Below are 16,723 nucleotides of genomic sequence, written 5' to 3' on the forward strand. Positions count from 1 at the left end.
AAAAGACGATGACGAACCGAGATGCGGCAGGCGAAACAGCCTGCGACTGGACGGTGTCAGGCATGGATTGCGCCTCCTGTGCCACAAAAGTGAGAGCCGCGGTGTCTCGCCTGCCAGGCGTCAGCGGTGTCGAAATCGGCATCATGTCGGAACGCCTGCGCTTGACGCTGGACGAAGAAAAGACTGACCGCAAAAAGGTCGAAAAGACCGTGCGGGCGCTTGGCTACGGTATCGCGCCGCGTGGTGCGGGAAAAAAGGCCTTTGTCCTGCCAGGTTCCGCGCCGGAGGCTGATTCACGTCACGATCAGCAAGGGCATCTAGAGCTTCAGACGAGCCAGCCTGCGGCAGACTCCTCAGGTCATGGCAGCCTCGGTCATGTTCATGACGACCCTGCTGATCGTGGCAAAAACTGGTATCAAACGGGCAAGGGCAAGCTGGTGATCTTTACGGCCCTGCTGCTTGCGGCAGCCTGGGGCGTGGAGTTGGTTGCCCCTCGGATCGGCACATGGGCATTCGGTGCGGCCTGCTTGATTGGAGTCGCACCCATTGCACGTCGCGCCTTTGCCGCGGCACGATTGGGCCAGCCGTTCACCATCGAGGGCCTGATGACCATCGCCGCGATCGGCGCCTTGTTCATCGACGCGGCCGAAGAGGCCGCGCTTGTGGTGTTTCTCTTTGCAGTCGGAGAGGTGCTGGAAGGTGTCGCTGCCGGTAAGGCGCGTGACGGCATCCGTGCGCTGGCGAACTTGGTTCCCAAGACTGCGCTGCTGGAAGTCGGCGGCTCAACACGCGAAGTGGCGGCTGCCAGCCTGCTTGTCGGCCAAACCGTGCTTGTCCGCCCCGGCGACCGCATTCCGGCTGATGGAAACATCGCTGAAGGCCGTTCCGGCATCGATGAAAGCCCGGTGACGGGGGAAAGTGTGCCGAAGACGCGCGGGCCGGGGGACGCAGTCTTTGCGGGCTCCATCAACACCGAAGCGGCGCTGCGGATCACTGTGACCAAAGCCGCTGAAGACAATACCATCTCGCGGATCATTCGCCTCGTGGAAGAGGCCGAGGAAGCGCGCGCGCCGACCGAACGCTTCATTGACCGGTTCAGTCGCTGGTACATGCCTGCCATCGTTGCAGTTTCGGTCCTGGTGGTTGTGGTGCCGCCGCTATTCTATGGTCAGGCTTGGGACACCTGGATCTATCGCGGTCTTGCGCTTCTGCTGATCGGCTGCCCCTGCGCGTTAGTGATCTCGGTTCCGGCCTCCATCGCGTCGGCGCTGTCCACTGGTGCTCGCCGGGGACTGTTGATGAAGGGCGGAGCGGTCATCGAAGCGGCCGCCAAGGTCTCCAAGGTCGCTTTCGACAAGACGGGAACTCTCACTCACGGCCGCCCCGAAGTCACGGACCTTGTGCCATTCGGCAGGACAACAGAAGCCGAGCTTCTGGCGGTGGCTGCAGGGGTCGAAAGCGGGTCAAGCCACCCGCTGGCCATCGCCATCCTGAACAAAGCCAAGTCGGCAGGTGTCAAAGCCTTGCCAGCGCGCGAGGCCAAGGCATTGGCGGGCAGAGGCGTGGTCGCAACCGTGGGTGACGCGCCCGCTTGGGTTACGTCTCCTCGCTATGCATCCGAGAATAACGGCATCCACACCGACAGCTTGCGGCAAGCGACAATCTTTGAGGAAGAGGGCAAGACGGCCGTCGCGGTTTATCGCGAAGGGACACCGCTTGGCCTGATCGCCATGCGGGACGAGTCACGAAACGACGCCGCAGAGGCTGTCCGCCAGCTCTCAGCCATGGGGATCACGTCCGTCATTCTGACTGGAGACAACCCGCGTACTGCAGCGGCCATCGCCGGTGGTCTTGGCATGGAGTTTCGGGCCGACATGATGCCCGAAGACAAGCTCAGCATGATCCGCGACATGAATGAACATGGCGGCGTGATGATGATCGGGGACGGCATCAATGACGCCCCTGCCCTTAAGCAGGCCAGCATTGGTGTTGCCATGGGTTCAGGCACTGATGTTGCTTTGGAAACGGCCGATGCGGCCATTTTGCGTGACCGCGTGACGGATGTTCCGGCCCAGATCCGGCTGGCGCGCGCGGCCATGACCAACATACGGCAGAACGTGACCATCGCGCTCGGGCTGAAGGCAGTCTTTCTGGTCACCACGATCCTCGGGATCACAGGCCTCTGGATCGCAATCCTCGCCGATACGGGGGCAACCGTGCTGGTGACGCTGAACGCCCTGCGCTTGTTGCGTTTCAATCCCGAACGCGAGGGCTGAAGCCATGCTGTCGGAATTTGGCTGGGCGGCCTTGGCGCTGTTGGCAGGCTATCTACTGCTCTTTTTCTGGGGCAGTGCCCTGGCGGCCCAGGCGGCGAACAGGTCCGTCTGGCTGTTTGGTCAAGCAAGAGGACGCGACCGTTGGGCGGCTTTTGGCTTTCGCGCAGCATTTGTTCTGGCCTTTCTCGGGCCGCTGCTTTGGCTGGTCTGGCCTTCCCTGCACAAGTCCGACCCTTTCTGGACCGAGGGCGAGGCAGTGGCGCTTGGCCTGATCGGAATATTTGTTTCCGGAGCCGGCGCCATGCTGGCTTTTGCCGCGCAGATGTCCATGGGAAGCTCATGGCGGGTCGGTGTGGCCGAGGGCGCGACGGGTACACTGGTTTCGGGCGGGCTTTATCGCTTCAGTCGCAACCCGACTTTTATGGGCCAGATCATTCTGTTGGCGGGAGTTTCTCTTGCGATCCCGGCTGTTCCGACAATTCTCGCGCCGCTGCTTTTCCTTTGGTCTGCGTCCACGCAGATCCGCTCAGAGGAAAGTGAGTTGAAGCAGGCGCTTGGTGCAGACTACAGCCGCTACCTGGCGACCGTGCCGCGCTGGATCGGCTTTCACAGGAGAACCTCAAGTTGAAGGCTGCTCTGACCATTTTCGGAATCGCGGCCACAGTGCTGGCAGATCAGGCCACAAAGGCCGCGGCGATGTCATTGATCTCTCCGGGTCAGATCCTGCCGGTTCTACCGGGCTTCGATCTGACGCTTAGCTTCAACGAAGGCGCCAGCTTCGGCATGATGTCGAACCTCATGGGGGGCAGGCCTCTACTCATGGCGGCGCTGACTGGCGCGCTTGCCCTGATCTTTTCCGTTATGGCGTTTCGCACCGACAACCGCCTCGAGCGCACCGGTCTTGCCCTGATCGTGGGCGGTGCCCTTGGTAACATCATCGACCGGTTGCGGCAGGGTGCCGTGACTGACTTCCTGGACCTCTACTGGCGTGACTGGCATTGGCCCACCTTCAATGGCGCCGATATCGCGATCACGCTCGGCGGGCTGATCATCGTCATCGCCACATTCGCCACAGGCCGCAAGGAGTCGCTTCTTGACCGCAACTAAGACACGGGGCGTGACCCGGGACGAGCTTACCCTGCTGGCGGCCTTCCTGATCGCCCTGACCGCAACCCTTGGTGCATTGTTCATCGGTGAGGTCCTGGGGCAGATGCCCTGCGTCCTGTGCTGGTACCAACGCATCGCGATGTTCCCGCTGGTGCCAATCCTGACCATCTCGCTTTGGCGCAACGACGGCGTGGCGCGGCTTTACGGCCTGCCGCTGGCGCTTGCAGGTCTGGTGCTGGCGGGCTGGCATTCGGGACTTTACGCCGGGCTGATCCCCAAGGCCGTTGCGCCCTGTACCAAGGACGGCCCGTCCTGCACCGATCAGGCGCAGACCATCCTGAGCGTGCCTATCCCCTATCTGGCGCTGCTCGCGTTTGCTGCAATTATTGTCTGCCTCTTGTCACTGAAAGGAAAACGTTCATGAATCGCCGTTCTCTTATAATCGGAGCTTCGGCCATAGGCCTTGCCGCCTTTGGCGGTGGCGCGATCGTGATGACTCGCAACCGGCAGGCCGAGGCAGAGGCCCAAGCCGCCGCGGCCCCGGCGGCAGACACGGAGGTGCTGGTGCGTGGTTACTCCCCCAGCTTCGGCCCCGAGGATGCTCCGGTCACTCTGGTCGAATTCTTCGACCCGTCGTGCGAGGCGTGTCGCGCTTTTCACCCGGTTGTTCAGGACATCCTCACTCAGTTTCCCGACCAGGTTCGCGTCGTCATGCGCTATGCGGCTTTTCACGAAGGATCTGACGAGGCCGTTCGCATTCTGGAAACTGCACGGATGCAGGATCAGTTTGAGCCCGTCCTTGAGGCGCTGCTGGAGCGGCAGCCCGAATGGGCAGTGCATGGCGCCCCCCGAATGGACTTGGCTTGGCAGATTGCCGGGGCTGCCGGTCTTGACCTGGAAAGGGCCCAAAGCATGCGCCTGTCGCCGGACATTGTGGGTATCCTCAATCAGGATGCTGCCGATCTGAAGACACTGGGCGTGCGCCAGACGCCCACTTTCTTCCTAGACGGGCGCCAATTGACGAACGTTACGTTTGAGAACCTGATTTCGGACGTCCGCAACGCCGTCGAAACATCCTGATCGCAGACCTCAGCCCTCGTCTGCATAGGCCGCGAACAGGGCCAGCGTTCGCTCGCTCACATGATGCTCGATGCTTCCGGCATCCCGCTCCCCCGTCTTGGCATCAAAGCCGAGACGGATCAGGAAACGCGGGACGATCTCGGGATGGCGGCGGCACTCGCGTGCCAAGGCATGTCCTTCTTCCGTCAAAAAGGCCGATCTGTATCGTTCGCGAGAGATCAGTCCTTTACGAGCCAATGGGTCCAGCGCCTTTGTCGCCGTCGGCGCACGCCCAAGCGTGCGGCGATGACGATCAGCCGCGCCTCTCCGTGTTCATGGATAAGCTCTGCAATCAGCTCGGCATAATCTTCGGTCAATTCGTCGCGCCGTGCTTCACGCACGCCTTGAATCGCCTTAGCGATACCATGATGTGGTGGACCTTCAGCCGATGGGTGCGTGCCACGCCGACCTTCTTCCTGAATGGCCGACCGCTCACCAACCCCAGTTTTGAAACCTTGAGCGCCGCCGTCAGGAACGCCGTAGCCGAAACCAGCTGAACTGACAAAGCCGTGAGATTGGCCAAAGCTGCTTGAACCTCAGGTGGCTAGAGGTGCTAGGGCGGCCGCAAAGGTGGGATGTCGATATGCTGAAGAAAATCAGGATCGCCCTTTGGGTCGCTGTGGCCGTGTCACTCGTTGGCGTGGGCGCGCTGCTCTGGCGTGCAGACAGGCAGGAGCAAGCCGCCGCGTTCAAGCCGGAGTTCTCTTTGCCGGATGAGGCAGGGACGGTCCGCACGGCGGAGGAATTCAGGGGCAAACATCTTCTGGTCTTCTTTGGCTTCACGAACTGCCCGGACGTCTGCCCGACCACAATGGCGGAAGTCGCTCAGGTCATGGATGACCTGGGACCGGAGGCGGAGGACGTGCAGCCTCTGTTCATTTCGGTCGATCCGGCGCGGGACCGGGAGAGTGGCCTGGGTGAGTATCTGGCGGCGTTCCATCCCAGCATCCTGGGACTGGCCGGAGACAAGGCGGCCACCAAATCAGCTGTCAACAGCTTCAAGGTCTTTGGTGACAGACAAGAGGATGCCTCGGCGCCGGGGGGCTACACCATGTCGCACAGCTCCAGCCTTTACCTACTTGGTCCGCGCGGCGAATGGTTGCGCCAGTTCGAGTACGGAACACCTGCGGATGACATCATTGCTGACCTCAAAGGACGCCTTTAACATGCTGAAATCACTCCTAGCCGGAATGGGGCTCGCCGTGATGCTGCCCGCCGTTGCGCTTGCCGACTGCGCCGAAGTATCTCAAGGCCAGCTTCTGATCAGCGCGGCCTGGTCACGGGCGACCATCGGAACGGCGCGTCCCGCCGTTTTTTATGTCACCATCCGGAACAACGGCAGCACAGATGACCGCCTGACCGGGATCGAGACCCCTGTGGCCGGGATGCCCATGCTCCACGAAACGGTGATGACGGATGGCGTGGCCAGCATGCCGCACGCCTCCGATATCTCGATCCCCGCAGGACAGACCGTCAGTTTGGCACCGGGCGGCTATCATGGCATGCTCATGGATCTCGAAGAAGAGCTGAAAGACGGAGAGAGCTTCCCCGTGACGCTGAAGTTCGAGAACGCAGGTCCCGTTTCGGTCGAAACGGCGGTCCTCCCTCTGCGCGCACGCGAGGCTGCATGCGGCGACGCACCCTGATCCTTAGCAGCGTCGGGCTGCTGTCCGCGTTGGGCTTCATGCTGGCGGTCGGCGCGTGGCGCAGCGGCGATCTGCCTTGGCAGCAGGAGGCTGCGCTAGTCAGCGGCATACGCGCTGCCGACTTGGGAGCCATGTCATGGCAGCTCACCAGCCACGACAATGAAAGGGTCAGCCCGCAGGATTGGGTCGGCGAGGCAAGCCTTGTCTTCTTCGGCTTCACCTGGTGCCCAGATGTGTGTCCGATGACGCTTCTCAACATCAGCGAGTGGCTGGACAAGCTTGGCCCGGAGGCGGACCGGCTTGCTGTTCACCTCGTCACGGTCGATCCCGAGCGCGACAGCCCTGAGGTGCTGGCCGACTACCTGTCGAACTTCGACCCTCGCATCACCGGCCTGACGGGAACCCCGGACGAGGTTGCCCGCGCAGTAGAAGCCTTCGACGTGACAGTCCGGCGCGTCCCCCGGAAAGATGGCGACTATACGATGGATCACACCGCTGGCGTGTTCTTGTTTCGGCCCGACGGGCGGCTGTCGAGCATCATCGACCTGCACGAAGACCCGCAGTTTGCCGTGCCGAAGATCCGGCAGGCGCTTGAGCGAGAGGGATAGATAGTGACCCGTTATGACCCGACGGACGTTACTGTGTGCCGCCGCAGCAGCAGGCGCCCTGCCACGTCGAAGGCACCGGATGCAAGTGCTGCAAGCAATGGACCCGCCACCTGCAGGACAGCGGCTTTGAGAACACATGAAGAGCGCTTCGGCACCCTTCTCATGCAGCACAAGCTGGACCTTGGCGTGCCCGTCGAGCACTCGACCTGCCATACTGGTTCCATCGATGGCTATTTCCTGGAGAGCCACGTTCCTGCTGCCGATACCCGACCAGGCTGACCCTCACTGCGGCTGCAAGGTGTAGCAAATGCCCGTGCATCTCTCGATGTCGCCTGACGAAACAAGAGGGAGATGACAAGCCCGGATAGCTGCTCAGGAAGTGGGGAACTGTGCGCGACCACACGTCAGGTGTCGCCTGCGCATGTGCAGCACACTGAAAACTTGCCGTGCACCGGCTGGAGAGACGTCGATTAGCGCTGGTTCAGCTGCTTGAACGACCTGCGGATGATGCCTCTTGCTCCTGGCCGGATGACGTTCCTCCGGAGCCACCCTGCGCCCCCTCGTCGAACGGCTGCACCCAGAAGACGATCACGGCGATGAAGAGAGCGTAGACTGCTGGCAGGGCAAACACCTGCCAACGCTGAAACCCGCGCTCACGCCCGCCCCACCAGATGAACATGGCGTAAAGCATCGGCATGATCGCTACGAAGGCGAGGGTCACCGCAAACAGCTGCATGTTCTCGATGGGCATGCCGATGATCGTCAGCGGGATGAAGGCCAGGGTCATTGTCACGGCATGATCGCCGATCACGCTTGTGACGCCCGACGTAACCTGGCCGCTGCGGGCCACGTACCAGGTCGCGAAGACCTCGGGCAGCGCCGCGATCGGAGCTGTGATAAAAAGCCCGCCAATGATCTTCGAAAGCCCCAGTGCGCCGACGATCTTCTCGGTCGAGAAGACGGTGAAATAGGCGCCGATTGCCAGCGCCCCGACACCGGCCGCGGCTTTCCACTTTTCCTTCCGCTTCCAGTTTACGTCCTCGCCCTCCTTTCGGCCGCGAAGGAGGGCTTGGGCGACGTAGGCGAGATAGCCGATCAGCAAGATCCAGCCGTCCAGCGGCTGCAAGCCCCGCCACGGGGCCGGCAGGGTCAGGAGCGCGAAGAGAGCGATGATGCCGAGGTAGGGCAGCGCTTGGACCGTCACGGCCTGCGGGTCGACCTGCAACAGGTGTTCGCCCCGATGCGCCTCGTGATCGGGATGCCCACCTTCGCCGCCGATGCCTTTCTTCCGCGTAGCGAGATAGGCGGTCACCACCATCATCGGAATGGCCAGGACGTTCGAGCCGAGGAGTGCGCCAAGGCCGATGTCGCTGACCCCGCGGATGGCGCTCGTGGTATTGATCCCGATCTCGGGCGAGGCGGCGGCAAGCCCCACAAAGGCCCCGCCCGCCGCAACCGAGAAGCCCCATTGCCGGCGCAGCTTCTTCAACGGGTCGGCAAGATGCTCGGCACCCCAATGTGCGGCCCAGACCGCAGCAAGCAGGACCGGTATCCAGATGAACAAGCTGCCGCTCATGGCGCCACCTCTGCGGTGGCTGTGCTTGCTTCGACTGGATCGGCGGGCGCCTTGACCTCCTGTATTTCCACCGTGGCATGCCCCACTCCGAAATGCTCGGAGAGGCGGGATTTGATGGCGCGGCGGACGGCGTCGTGGTCGGTGCCGGGGGACACCTGTGCTTCCAGCGTCACGATCGGCCGCTCTTGCGTGATGGACCAGGCATGAACATGGTGAACGCGGAGCACACCCGGAACGCATTGGGCCAGATCTGTCGCGACCTCGCGTGCATCGAACCCTGCCGGAGCTCCTTCGAGCAGCATGTGGCCGCTTTCCGCGACGACCTTCCAGGCCGAGCGCAGGATGATGAGAACCACGAGAACCGACAGGAGGGGGTCGATCGGGGTCCAGCCGGTCCAGAGGATTACCAGCGCCGCCACGATCGCTGCGACCGACCCGAGAAGGTCGCCGGCGACATGCAGGGCGGCGGCCCGAATATTGAGGTTTTCGCCTTCGCCCCTGGTCAGAACCCAGAAGGCCAGGATGTTGACGATAAGCCCGGCGACGGCGATCCAGAGCATCACGCCGCCCAGCACCTCGCCCGGGTCCCAGAGGCGCTGGAGCGCCTCATAGGTGATCCAGCCGGCGATGACAAAGAGCGACAGGCCGTTGACGAAGGCTGCAAGGACGCTCAGGCGGTCGAAACCGTAGGTCTGCCGCCAGGTCGCCGGACGCCGCGCGAAGCGGAATGCCAGCCAGGCCAGGACGAGCGACGCAAAGTCCGTCAGCATGTGCCCGGCGTCAGCCAGAAGGGCAAGCGAACCGGAGATGAGGCCCCCGGCCACCTCCGCTAGCATGAAGCCGCCTGTCAGCAGCGCAGCGATGGCGATCGCGCGCTCGCTCCCGTGCCCATGTCCGTGCCCGCCTGAGCCGTGGCGATGTCCTGAACCCATGCGCTACTCCTTCTTTGCTGGCTCAACACCAGAGAAACGGGATTGTTTCAGTAAGCAGCGTGACCTTCTTTGGAGGAAAGCGCTGCAAGGAGACGGACCTCGTAACTACCTAATCGGTTGCCTCGCGTTGGTCACTAATCGCGCTTCGGCATTTCAGTGCGTCGGAGAATACTTTTGATTAGCGGTACTGCTCATCCGCACTGCTACAGCAATCCTGAATGACCGGGTTCGGCAAGCTACACAGCGGCATCGTTCCAGCTTTAACCGACGGCCTACGGCTAACTGCTCTTGCTGCAGCCGCATTCGCTGCGGCCTGCCCGAATGTCGGTGATAGGCTCTTCGCGTCGATGCCGGTCTGTAGCTGAGAGGCCGCTTTTTCAAGGGCATGGTGATCGCGGGCACCGCGATCGCTGATCCAGCGGACAGCCGCGCCTCCGCTTCGCTCTGGCACAGCTGACGATCTTTCATTTCGCTTTTCCGCCTGCCATCCGGCCGGCGATCTGAACACGGGCTCTGGTGCCGCTGCGCGTCAGCCTCCACGGAGAAATCCGGTTCCTCCCACGCCAGGGCGCGGGTCCCTCCCAATTTCACCGCTCCGGCCCCGTGTGTCAGATCACCGTCCGGCCGCAGGTCGGGCTGCGCCCACCCTGCTTTGCCCTTCGGATGACATGAAGTCATCCAAAGTGAAAAGCAGCGATGGCTTCGCCACTGGCGGAACAGGAAGGAGCGCCACGACATGTCGGACTGGATCAAGACACGCATTGGAGATTGGGCTGGGGCCTATCAGAGGCAGACCTTTGTGACAGGAAAGGCAAGCCCACCTTCGCATCGAGGATGAGCCTTACTGTTTTCATGCAACTTTTCCCCTCTCTGAAGGCAGGACTATCTGACCCCTGCCATTTTGTGTTTAAGGGCAGATACTTCTTCCCTTTCTGTCAAGAAGCTTGCCTTCGGGCGGAGAGTGCCCACACAGGTGCTTTGATGAAGTGGCCAGATGTCTGGCGCATACATCGACAAAATTCTAAATATATCAGGGCTTCCTAAGAGCTCGAATGGGCGCCGTTAGGAAGATAGCTCCACGCGACTTTTTTCCGCCGAACGCGGAGTGTGTCCCAGAGCTCAGATACTTCAGCTAAGCCTTTCTACAACAAGAACATCTTCCGACATGACAACCCCACAAATCAGTTCAGGTGAAACGGGCTAGGTCAGCGCGCAGAAAGATGTTTTGACTACTTGCACTAGCACGCCGCAGGACTGAGTTTTCGAACATTGGACAGCTGCAGTCAGGTATAGCGACCGCAGAAGATGCGAGAGCGGACGTTGAGGCGGCGCGCAAGGCGGAACGTCCCTTAACCGCCCGGCCGTGGGCCCTTCGACCGGGCAACCGCATTTGAACGTCACCGGGCGAGTAAAAGAGCCGTAAATGCCGGAAAGGCACATCAAAAGCGGCACCTCAGACTAATGCCATCTAGATATGCCTCCACTAGAAACGTAAACTACAGAACACTATGGTCTGGTAGACAAAGAAAAACTGCGACCAAAGATTCAAGTCCTATAGAAACTCTTGATTGATCGAGTGCTATGACCAACCAGAACGCAAAAAATCAGATTGAACGAGAGTTGCAAAAAGATAATCCTGATTGGAGGCTTGTTGAGAGCTTAAGCCGCGGCGAGGTTTCGCAAGACCCAACCAATGTTCGATTCTCGGTAGATGCTGGCCACATTCAAAGGCTTGGGGTAGAGCTTGTCGGGAAAAAGGATACAGCGCTATCTGAGCTCATCAAAAACGCATTTGACGCCGATGCGACGGAAGTCAATTTGAACTTCGAGAAAAGCCACTGGGTCGGCGGCTCATTGACTATTTCCGACAATGGTTCTGGTATGACCCTGGATGTCATTCGAAACAGCTGGATGAGAATTTCAACCGATTCAAAGGCAGAGCAGCCATTATCCCCACGATACAATCGAAGACGAGCTGGCAGGAAAGGAATCGGTCGTTTCGCTGTCCAGCGACTTGCGAAACGGCTAGAGCTTCGTACAAGCCCAATTGGAGAACCGCACGGGTACTCGGTGTTTTTCAACTGGGATCAAGAGTTCACCTCCGGAAAAGACCTAAACGACATCTTTAATAGCGTACAGAAGTTTGAAAAGGACCCAGAGGCATCAGGCACAGAGCTCAGAATGCTCTTTCTACGCGACGCGTGGACGCCAGCAGCAGTCTCTCGGGTTTGGCGAGCAGTTTTATTGCTTCAGCCGCCCTTTAAGGTGGCTAACGTGTCCGGAAAGAAAGCTGGAAAGCAGGCCGATCCCGGTTTCACTGTTAAAGTGAACGGGGAAACAAGTGATGCAAGGAAAAACTCCTTCTCGATTGAAAAAGACTTCTTAAGTCAGGCGATTGCCACTATTGATGCTGATATTGACGAGCATGGATGTGCAACCGTTCGAGTTATGTCAAAAAAGCTGGACTTGGATGATAGCGTAAGATTTGACGAGAAGTACACGTTAGTTGGTCCCGTTTCACTTACTTCACGTTACTTCATTTACCATTCTGAAACTTTGTCTGGAATGCGGATGGTAGACGCTGCAGAAATGGGGCGTCGATATGGGGGAATTCGTGTCTATCGAAACGGCTTTAGAGTGCTCCCATACGGCGAACCTAAAGACGACTGGCTTGGGATGGATGATCTAGTCTCGCGCAGAGACTTCTTGATGCCAGGTAATAACCGAAATTTCTTTGGGCAAGTAAGCGTCGGGAGCGAAGATAACCCACTGCTTGAAGAGACATCGAGCAGAGAAGGCTTGGTGGAAAACGATGCATTCGATGAGCTCAGAGATTTCGCACAAAAGGCGCTCATATGGGCGATAACTAGAGTTGCAGCCGTACGAAATCGGAAGCAAACAGCGTCTCAACCTGGCTTCGTGTCAAAGGTTCGGCCTCCGTCACAATCAATCAGGACGGCAATCGATTTACTCGAGGACAAAAGTGAAGCTCGCGACGATGTCCCTGAAAGGGATGCAGTCGGAACAGGCTCATCCAAACCAAGTTCATTTCCTAAAGAAAAACTTCTTAACGTCCTGAAGGCAGCGGAGGAGGATGCCAAAGCTACAGAAGAGGAAAATGAACGCCAGCGAGAAGCTTTTTTGCAGTACGAAGCAATGCTTCGCCTGCTAGCTTCCCTTGGACTCTCAATCAGTGTCTTCGGACACGAAGTAAAGGGGGCACAGGAAGCCATTAGGGCAAGATTACAACTCATGAACGACGAGATTGCTAATCTACCGAAAGGTGATGAGAGAGATGAAATCTATCGTCAACACGAAAAGCTTGAGGACGCAACTAGGCGATTGTTCGATATTGGGGGGTATATCGCGGGGCTTATGTCTAGGACGGAGAGCCGAGAGTTGCGGGAACTTTCCGTTGCGGGAGCTTTAAAGCGGTTTAGCGAGCAGTTTGAGAGCTACATGTCCAAACAGCGGGTTGAATTCAGCCCTATCGAAGTTGAGCCATCTAACCTGCGGACAACTGAAATGCACGCAAGTGAGCTTGATTCTGTACTTCTCAACTTTCTCACGAACTCGATAAAATCGATGAAAAAAGCAAAAGTAGCGAAGCGGCTCATTCGTATGGACGCAAAGCGTGATGGAAAACACATAGTCATTGGGTTCGAGGATAATGGCGTTGGGATTCCGCTTAGCCAGCGTAATCGGATCTTTGACGCCTTTTACACAACTACATTGATAGCCGAAGACGACGGAGTGGCCGGACCAGGAACTGGCTTAGGCCTAAAAATCGTGTCGGACATTGCTAAGAGCTATGGTGGCGGCGTCTCCGTGGCCGAACCCACTGAAGGATTTACGTGCCGAATTGAATTCCGAATTTTGTCGAATGAGGCGGATCAATGACTTTCAACGGAATTTTCGTTGAGGACAACGACACAGAGGCCGTTTACGCGGAACAAATGTCGAGCCGTGGTAAGCTTTGCCTGAAGCATGAGCGGCCGCGTCCTGTTTCGAAGCACAGTAAAGACATCTTCGCAAAACATCCCGATATTCTAGTTCTAGATTTTAGGCTCGATCTAGATTTGGGCGACATGGAGCCCAACGAGGCCTATAAAGGAAGTGCGATGGCCCAACAATTGCGCGATCTAGCTATCAGTGAGCCTCAACACGATTTTCCGATAGTTTTGGTGTCCAGCGAGCAGAAGATACGTGAACAGTTCGTTCCAGATCGAACCTCTCACGATCTGTTTGACATGGTTTGCCCCAAAGAGGAGGTCCAAAACAATCGAGCTATCGTCCGACAGCGACTGATTGGCCTGTGCGTAGGATATAAGCGCCTTCGCGAAAGTGCCGGAGCTTTCAACCTTAGTGAGTTAGCTCAAATTTCGGATGACGAAGATTATGCAATCGACTTTCAAGATCTGAGGCAAGCGATGGCGAGAGCAGGAGCTCCACACTTGGTTTCTGCTCTGTTTCTTAATAATCTTATTGGACGTTCAGGACCCTTGATAGGCATTGAGGATGCTTGCGCCCGACTTGGTGTAGATAAAGGTGCGGCACCTGCCGTATCTAAGATACTCCAAGAGCGGGAGTTAGCGTACAACGGATTATTCTCGGAAGGATGGACTCGGTTCTGGGCGCACCGTCTAGATGATTTCTCCCGAAGCGTGTTTGGCGGTAAAGCTACCGGAATACCTTCAGGAGAGCGAGCGAAAAGAATTTCAGAAGCATTCAACTGTGAATTGCCGCCAGCAAAGTCACCTTGGACAGGTGAGGCGAATGAACTTATCGCATTTGCTTGTGCATGTTGTGGTAGAGGGACGGAGATTCGCCATTCCGTTGGCGTGTTTGAAATGGGAATGACGACTTATTCGAGCCGCCGAAGAATTTGTTGGCTCTGCATTCATGATGACAGTTACTTAGCTAGCATCCCGCCGTTCGAGATCGACGAGGCGGATGCCGCGGTCGTCGAGGAAGTCAAGAAGTCTCAGCTTCCGGGGTAATGAAATTGGCTGGAATCCAAGCTCGAGACGCAGGTAATGCACTTCATTCCATTGCGAACAAATTAAATGAGGCGCAAGTTATCGAGCCTGAGGGTGCTGCTGCTCTGTTTGATGTAGCGAGGGATTTGAAGGCAACAAGGCGCAACCAACCCTGGGTGCTTGAAGTTACTCGCGGCGCACCTGTGCGCTTCAAAATCGGAAAGACTTCAGATGGGAAAAAGGTTCGGCCTAGAATTGACTACGCAAATATTCTTGTGGACCAGAGCCTAAGGGATCGACCCCCCTTCAGTTCCTTTGACTTGGCAGTTCTCCTTGAAGACGAAGCCGGAGAGCCTCTTTCTCGTTGGCATATTGACTTAGCAAATGGTTCCGGCTCGGCGGCTCAGTCAGGGCCGCTGTTTCACCTTCAGTTTGGAGGAAGAAATAGCGGCTATGATCGCAGTGAAGACCACCCAGTGAAAGAGCCGAGATGGTGCCATCCCCCGATGGAACTTGCACTGTCGTGCGAAATGATAGTTGCGAACTTCTTCGAACAAAAATGGGAGACGCTTCGCGAGGATCGCAGCTGGTGTACAAATATCAACCTATTCCAGAAGCTATGCTATGAGAGTTACCTGCATCGACTGCAAAGGTGCCTCGATACTCCGGCTGGTTCAACTATCTTGCGCGATGTCTGGGCGACGAATTGGACATAGGGGGTCGCGCCCCAAAGTTCACCGTTGCCTGTGCTTTCGGACCTGTATCAAGCCGGACCGTAAGACACTTATATGAGTCGAGAGGTCATCTAAACCCATCGCACCAAGTATCAGTTTGTCGGCAATCTGCCTGGCTTCGTCAGCATTTCCGCTTCGCAAGCACTTGTCGGCATTTCGGTAGGAGGTCGACACTTTCTTATGATGAATTGGAGGCACAAGGATACCGACTCGCTCTACCTCTCTAGGCTCATGTTTCAGCGCACCTGAACCATATGAACGACCACAAAATTCAGCTGAAAGCTGTGAAAAAGTTGAAAGCGTTGTTAAAGCAAGTAGCTGCTTTGTTGCTTCTGAATTGGCGTTCTTGAAGTAAACACGATGCACAGAGTTAGTACAATTGACCCGGGCGTTATTGAGTAGTAATCGCGGTCCATTGTGCTGCATCACAGGGAAGAAGGCGTCCGGTACCAAACCGTCGTCGGTTTGGCTCCAAGTGGCTCTCTTCTTGAAAGTTGAGCACGTATTCCTTTTGTCCTGTGGATACGCGGATAAATAGCGTTGCACCTGGGTAGGTTTAGGCTTGTCTTCGCAACAGCTCACTAAATATCCCTTGCCCCCCTCTTGGACAAGAATTTCAAAATCATTGGTTCGAAAGTCCAATCCTGTGGCATAGATGAACCGCGGCAATACCGGCACCAAGTCCTCCACAGACAAGCCCGCAGATTTCCTCTCTTCATCGTTTCTTAGAAAGAATTTATTGTCTCCAGTAACAAGTCCGATTTGAACCTTAAGCTGATCGCCCAGCTGTTGATAGTACCTGCTTCTTTTTAGAAACAAATATGATTCTCGCGCGGTCATTGGTAGATTGTCGAAGACAGATGTCCCGCAGTCGGAAGAAGTTTCCAGTTCACCTTCAACCCACTTCTTAATCTGAATTGATAGTTCGCGCACCCCAGAGCATCGAGATAATGGGAGTTTTAGATCAGGTTGTCTCACGAGACGTGGGAGTTTTCCTTCGGCTAGCAAGACTACCGTTTTTTCTTCGGTGCCTTCCAACAGGAACTGTCGTTCCTGAAGCTCAAATGCCCGCACATTATTGAACGCGTTTGCAATGTAATTACGGAGGTTTTGCGAGTAGTTAGCGTACAAGAAACTATTAGGAAGAACCCAAGCCATTCGGCCGCCGTCCTTGACATAGCGGACAGATAGCGCGACGAAGTAAGCCCATAGACTCGCACGCTTGTCGAGCTTGAGGCCCTCTTTAGCCAACACTGTTAGTGCTACATCTCGCGCAGCAGGGTCGATCTTGCGGTATGGTAAGTATGGCGGGTTCCCAATGACGGCATCAAATTTTCCGTGCCAGGCCTCCGGAAAATGTTGATGCAGGAAATCACCTTTATAAAATCGTGTCAGATCCACCGGCCCTTCGAGCAGGTTTGCTAAGTGGCCAAATGCATCCGGGTCAATGTCGCAGCCATAGATTTGTTTATTAGGGGCGTCTGCGCCAAACGACACAAGGCGGTCACGTGCAGAGCGTAGGAACCCACACCCTCCAAAGCTCGGTTCAAAAATATCTTCGTCAGAAGCAGCAATGGCCCATTCACAGATTACGTCGGTTAGGCCATTGTGTGTGTAGAACGCTCCCAAGGCCTTTTTTCGAGTGTTGTTGTGGACCTGCAAGGCAGTACCTATCATAAATCTTGCATCTTATGGGTACGTTACACACAAACTGCGGTAGACCCAACGCGAAAGTGCCGCTGTAAG

17 protein-coding genes are annotated in these 16,723 nt (G+C 57.2%); 13 read left to right on the forward strand and 4 right to left on the reverse strand.

Annotation, left to right across the window (positions count from 1 at the left end; translation table 11 throughout):
- Positions 1-8: 8 nt before the first annotated feature.
- Genes ACNR9W_RS00750 through ACNR9W_RS00770 form a run of 5 tightly spaced genes read left to right on the forward strand, consistent with a single transcriptional unit; the run spans position 9 to position 4,463 of the window.
- Positions 9-2,276 carry a heavy metal translocating P-type ATPase gene (locus tag ACNR9W_RS00750; RefSeq protein WP_265501254.1) on the forward strand — a complete coding sequence of 756 codons (2,268 nt, stop codon included), beginning with the start codon at positions 9-11 and terminating at the stop codon, positions 2,274-2,276.
- 4 nt (positions 2,277-2,280) lie between these two features.
- Positions 2,281-2,904 (forward strand): methyltransferase family protein, encoded by a 624-nt coding sequence (locus ACNR9W_RS00755; protein ID WP_265501255.1) that lies wholly within the window; start codon positions 2,281-2,283, stop codon positions 2,902-2,904.
- Positions 2,901-3,383, forward strand: coding sequence for a signal peptidase II (gene lspA / locus ACNR9W_RS00760; RefSeq protein WP_265501256.1), 483 nt, complete (start codon positions 2,901-2,903; stop codon positions 3,381-3,383). Before ACNR9W_RS00755 ends, lspA begins: the two co-directional genes overlap by 4 nt.
- Positions 3,370-3,807: a disulfide bond formation protein B gene (locus ACNR9W_RS00765; RefSeq protein ID WP_265501257.1), complete on the forward strand. Its 438-nt coding sequence runs from the start codon at positions 3,370-3,372 to the stop codon at positions 3,805-3,807. Before lspA ends, ACNR9W_RS00765 begins: the two co-directional genes overlap by 14 nt.
- The gene (locus ACNR9W_RS00770) at positions 3,804-4,463 is read left to right on the forward strand and encodes a DsbA family protein (protein WP_265501258.1); all 660 of its coding nucleotides are present in this window, start codon (positions 3,804-3,806) and stop codon (positions 4,461-4,463) included. Before ACNR9W_RS00765 ends, ACNR9W_RS00770 begins: the two co-directional genes overlap by 4 nt.
- Before the next feature lie 9 nt (positions 4,464-4,472).
- Here ACNR9W_RS00770 and ACNR9W_RS00775 read toward each other — a convergent pair whose 3' ends face one another.
- Entirely contained in the window at positions 4,473-4,631 is a 159-nt protein-coding gene (locus ACNR9W_RS00775; RefSeq protein WP_322626727.1) for a hypothetical protein, read from the reverse strand.
- A 146-nt stretch (positions 4,632-4,777) separates the two neighbouring features.
- Here ACNR9W_RS00775 and ACNR9W_RS00780 point away from each other — a divergent pair, with 146 nt between their 5' ends.
- The 5 genes from ACNR9W_RS00780 to ACNR9W_RS00800 all read left to right on the forward strand — a co-directional run bounded on the left by ACNR9W_RS00780 (position 4,778) and on the right by ACNR9W_RS00800 (position 7,035).
- Positions 4,778-4,999, forward strand: a complete 222-nt coding sequence (locus tag ACNR9W_RS00780) for a hypothetical protein (RefSeq protein ID WP_265501311.1) — start codon at positions 4,778-4,780, stop codon at positions 4,997-4,999.
- Positions 5,000-5,085: 86 nt separating this feature from the next.
- On the forward strand, positions 5,086-5,667 hold the full coding sequence (locus ACNR9W_RS00785) for an SCO family protein (RefSeq protein WP_265501259.1): 582 nt from the start codon (positions 5,086-5,088) through the stop codon (positions 5,665-5,667).
- A gap of 1 nt (position 5,668) precedes the next feature.
- Positions 5,669-6,148 (forward strand): copper chaperone PCu(A)C, encoded by a 480-nt coding sequence (locus tag ACNR9W_RS00790; protein ID WP_265501260.1) that lies wholly within the window; start codon positions 5,669-5,671, stop codon positions 6,146-6,148.
- Positions 6,130-6,756: an SCO family protein gene (locus ACNR9W_RS00795; RefSeq protein WP_419268658.1), complete on the forward strand. Its 627-nt coding sequence runs from the start codon at positions 6,130-6,132 to the stop codon at positions 6,754-6,756. The genes ACNR9W_RS00790 and ACNR9W_RS00795 overlap by 19 nt, the downstream gene beginning before the upstream one ends.
- Positions 6,757-6,882: 126 nt before the next feature.
- Entirely contained in the window at positions 6,883-7,035 is a 153-nt protein-coding gene (locus ACNR9W_RS00800; RefSeq protein ID WP_265501262.1) for a DUF411 domain-containing protein, read from the forward strand.
- A 202-nt stretch (positions 7,036-7,237) separates the two neighbouring features.
- Here ACNR9W_RS00800 and ACNR9W_RS00805 read toward each other — a convergent pair whose 3' ends face one another.
- Both ACNR9W_RS00805 and ACNR9W_RS00810 read right to left on the reverse strand, forming a co-directional pair.
- Positions 7,238-8,332 carry a sodium:calcium antiporter gene (locus ACNR9W_RS00805; protein WP_265501263.1) on the reverse strand — a complete coding sequence of 365 codons (1,095 nt, stop codon included), beginning with the start codon at positions 8,330-8,332 and terminating at the stop codon, positions 7,238-7,240.
- Complete coding sequence (locus ACNR9W_RS00810; protein WP_265501264.1) at positions 8,329-9,264, reverse strand: cation diffusion facilitator family transporter; 936 nt, start codon at positions 9,262-9,264, stop codon at positions 8,329-8,331. Before ACNR9W_RS00810 ends, ACNR9W_RS00805 begins: the two co-directional genes overlap by 4 nt.
- A 1,581-nt stretch (positions 9,265-10,845) precedes the next feature.
- Between ACNR9W_RS00810 and ACNR9W_RS00815 the strand changes: the two genes are divergently transcribed.
- From ACNR9W_RS00815 to ACNR9W_RS00825, 3 genes are read left to right on the forward strand one after another with little or no spacing between them, the layout of a single operon-like run.
- Complete coding sequence (locus ACNR9W_RS00815; RefSeq protein WP_419268660.1) at positions 10,846-13,164, forward strand: sensor histidine kinase; 2,319 nt, start codon at positions 10,846-10,848, stop codon at positions 13,162-13,164.
- A complete protein-coding gene (locus tag ACNR9W_RS00820; protein ID WP_419268662.1) occupies positions 13,161-14,264 on the forward strand; it encodes a hypothetical protein in 1,104 nt (367 codons plus the stop codon). Before ACNR9W_RS00815 ends, ACNR9W_RS00820 begins: the two co-directional genes overlap by 4 nt.
- Positions 14,264-14,959 (forward strand): hypothetical protein, encoded by a 696-nt coding sequence (locus tag ACNR9W_RS00825; protein WP_419268663.1) that lies wholly within the window; start codon positions 14,264-14,266, stop codon positions 14,957-14,959. The genes ACNR9W_RS00820 and ACNR9W_RS00825 overlap by 1 nt, the downstream gene beginning before the upstream one ends.
- Before the next feature lie 18 nt (positions 14,960-14,977).
- On the opposite strand, the gene ACNR9W_RS00830 is transcribed toward ACNR9W_RS00825, so the two are convergent.
- Complete coding sequence (locus tag ACNR9W_RS00830; protein ID WP_419268664.1) at positions 14,978-16,639, reverse strand: Eco57I restriction-modification methylase domain-containing protein; 1,662 nt, start codon at positions 16,637-16,639, stop codon at positions 14,978-14,980.
- Positions 16,640-16,723 lie beyond the last annotated feature (84 nt).

This window comes from Paracoccus sp. T5, from assembly GCF_048538155.2.
Taxonomy (GTDB): domain Bacteria; phylum Pseudomonadota; class Alphaproteobacteria; order Rhodobacterales; family Rhodobacteraceae; genus Paracoccus.

Bases quoted from the DNA above. Each gene is read 5' to 3' on its own strand.
- ACNR9W_RS00790 (WP_265501260.1), top strand. From the start codon at position 5,669: ATGCTGAAATCACTCCTAGCCGGAATGGGGCTCGCCGTGATGCTGCCC.
- ACNR9W_RS00795 (WP_419268658.1), top strand. From the start codon at position 6,130: ATGCGGCGACGCACCCTGATCCTTAGCAGCGTCGGGCTGCTGTCCGCG.
- ACNR9W_RS00780 (WP_265501311.1), top strand. From the start codon at position 4,778: ATGGATAAGCTCTGCAATCAGCTCGGCATAATCTTCGGTCAATTCGTC.
- ACNR9W_RS00785 (WP_265501259.1), top strand. From the start codon at position 5,086: ATGCTGAAGAAAATCAGGATCGCCCTTTGGGTCGCTGTGGCCGTGTCA.
- ACNR9W_RS00750 (WP_265501254.1), top strand. From the start codon at position 9: ATGACGAACCGAGATGCGGCAGGCGAAACAGCCTGCGACTGGACGGTG.
- ACNR9W_RS00805 (WP_265501263.1), bottom strand. From the start codon at position 8,332: ATGAGCGGCAGCTTGTTCATCTGGATACCGGTCCTGCTTGCTGCGGTC.
- ACNR9W_RS00815 (WP_419268660.1), top strand. From the start codon at position 10,846: ATGACCAACCAGAACGCAAAAAATCAGATTGAACGAGAGTTGCAAAAA.
- ACNR9W_RS00770 (WP_265501258.1), top strand. From the start codon at position 3,804: ATGAATCGCCGTTCTCTTATAATCGGAGCTTCGGCCATAGGCCTTGCC.
- ACNR9W_RS00820 (WP_419268662.1), top strand. From the start codon at position 13,161: ATGACTTTCAACGGAATTTTCGTTGAGGACAACGACACAGAGGCCGTT.
- ACNR9W_RS00810 (WP_265501264.1), bottom strand. From the start codon at position 9,264: ATGGGTTCAGGACATCGCCACGGCTCAGGCGGGCACGGACATGGGCAC.
- ACNR9W_RS00825 (WP_419268663.1), top strand. From the start codon at position 14,264: ATGAAATTGGCTGGAATCCAAGCTCGAGACGCAGGTAATGCACTTCAT.
- ACNR9W_RS00755 (WP_265501255.1), top strand. From the start codon at position 2,281: ATGCTGTCGGAATTTGGCTGGGCGGCCTTGGCGCTGTTGGCAGGCTAT.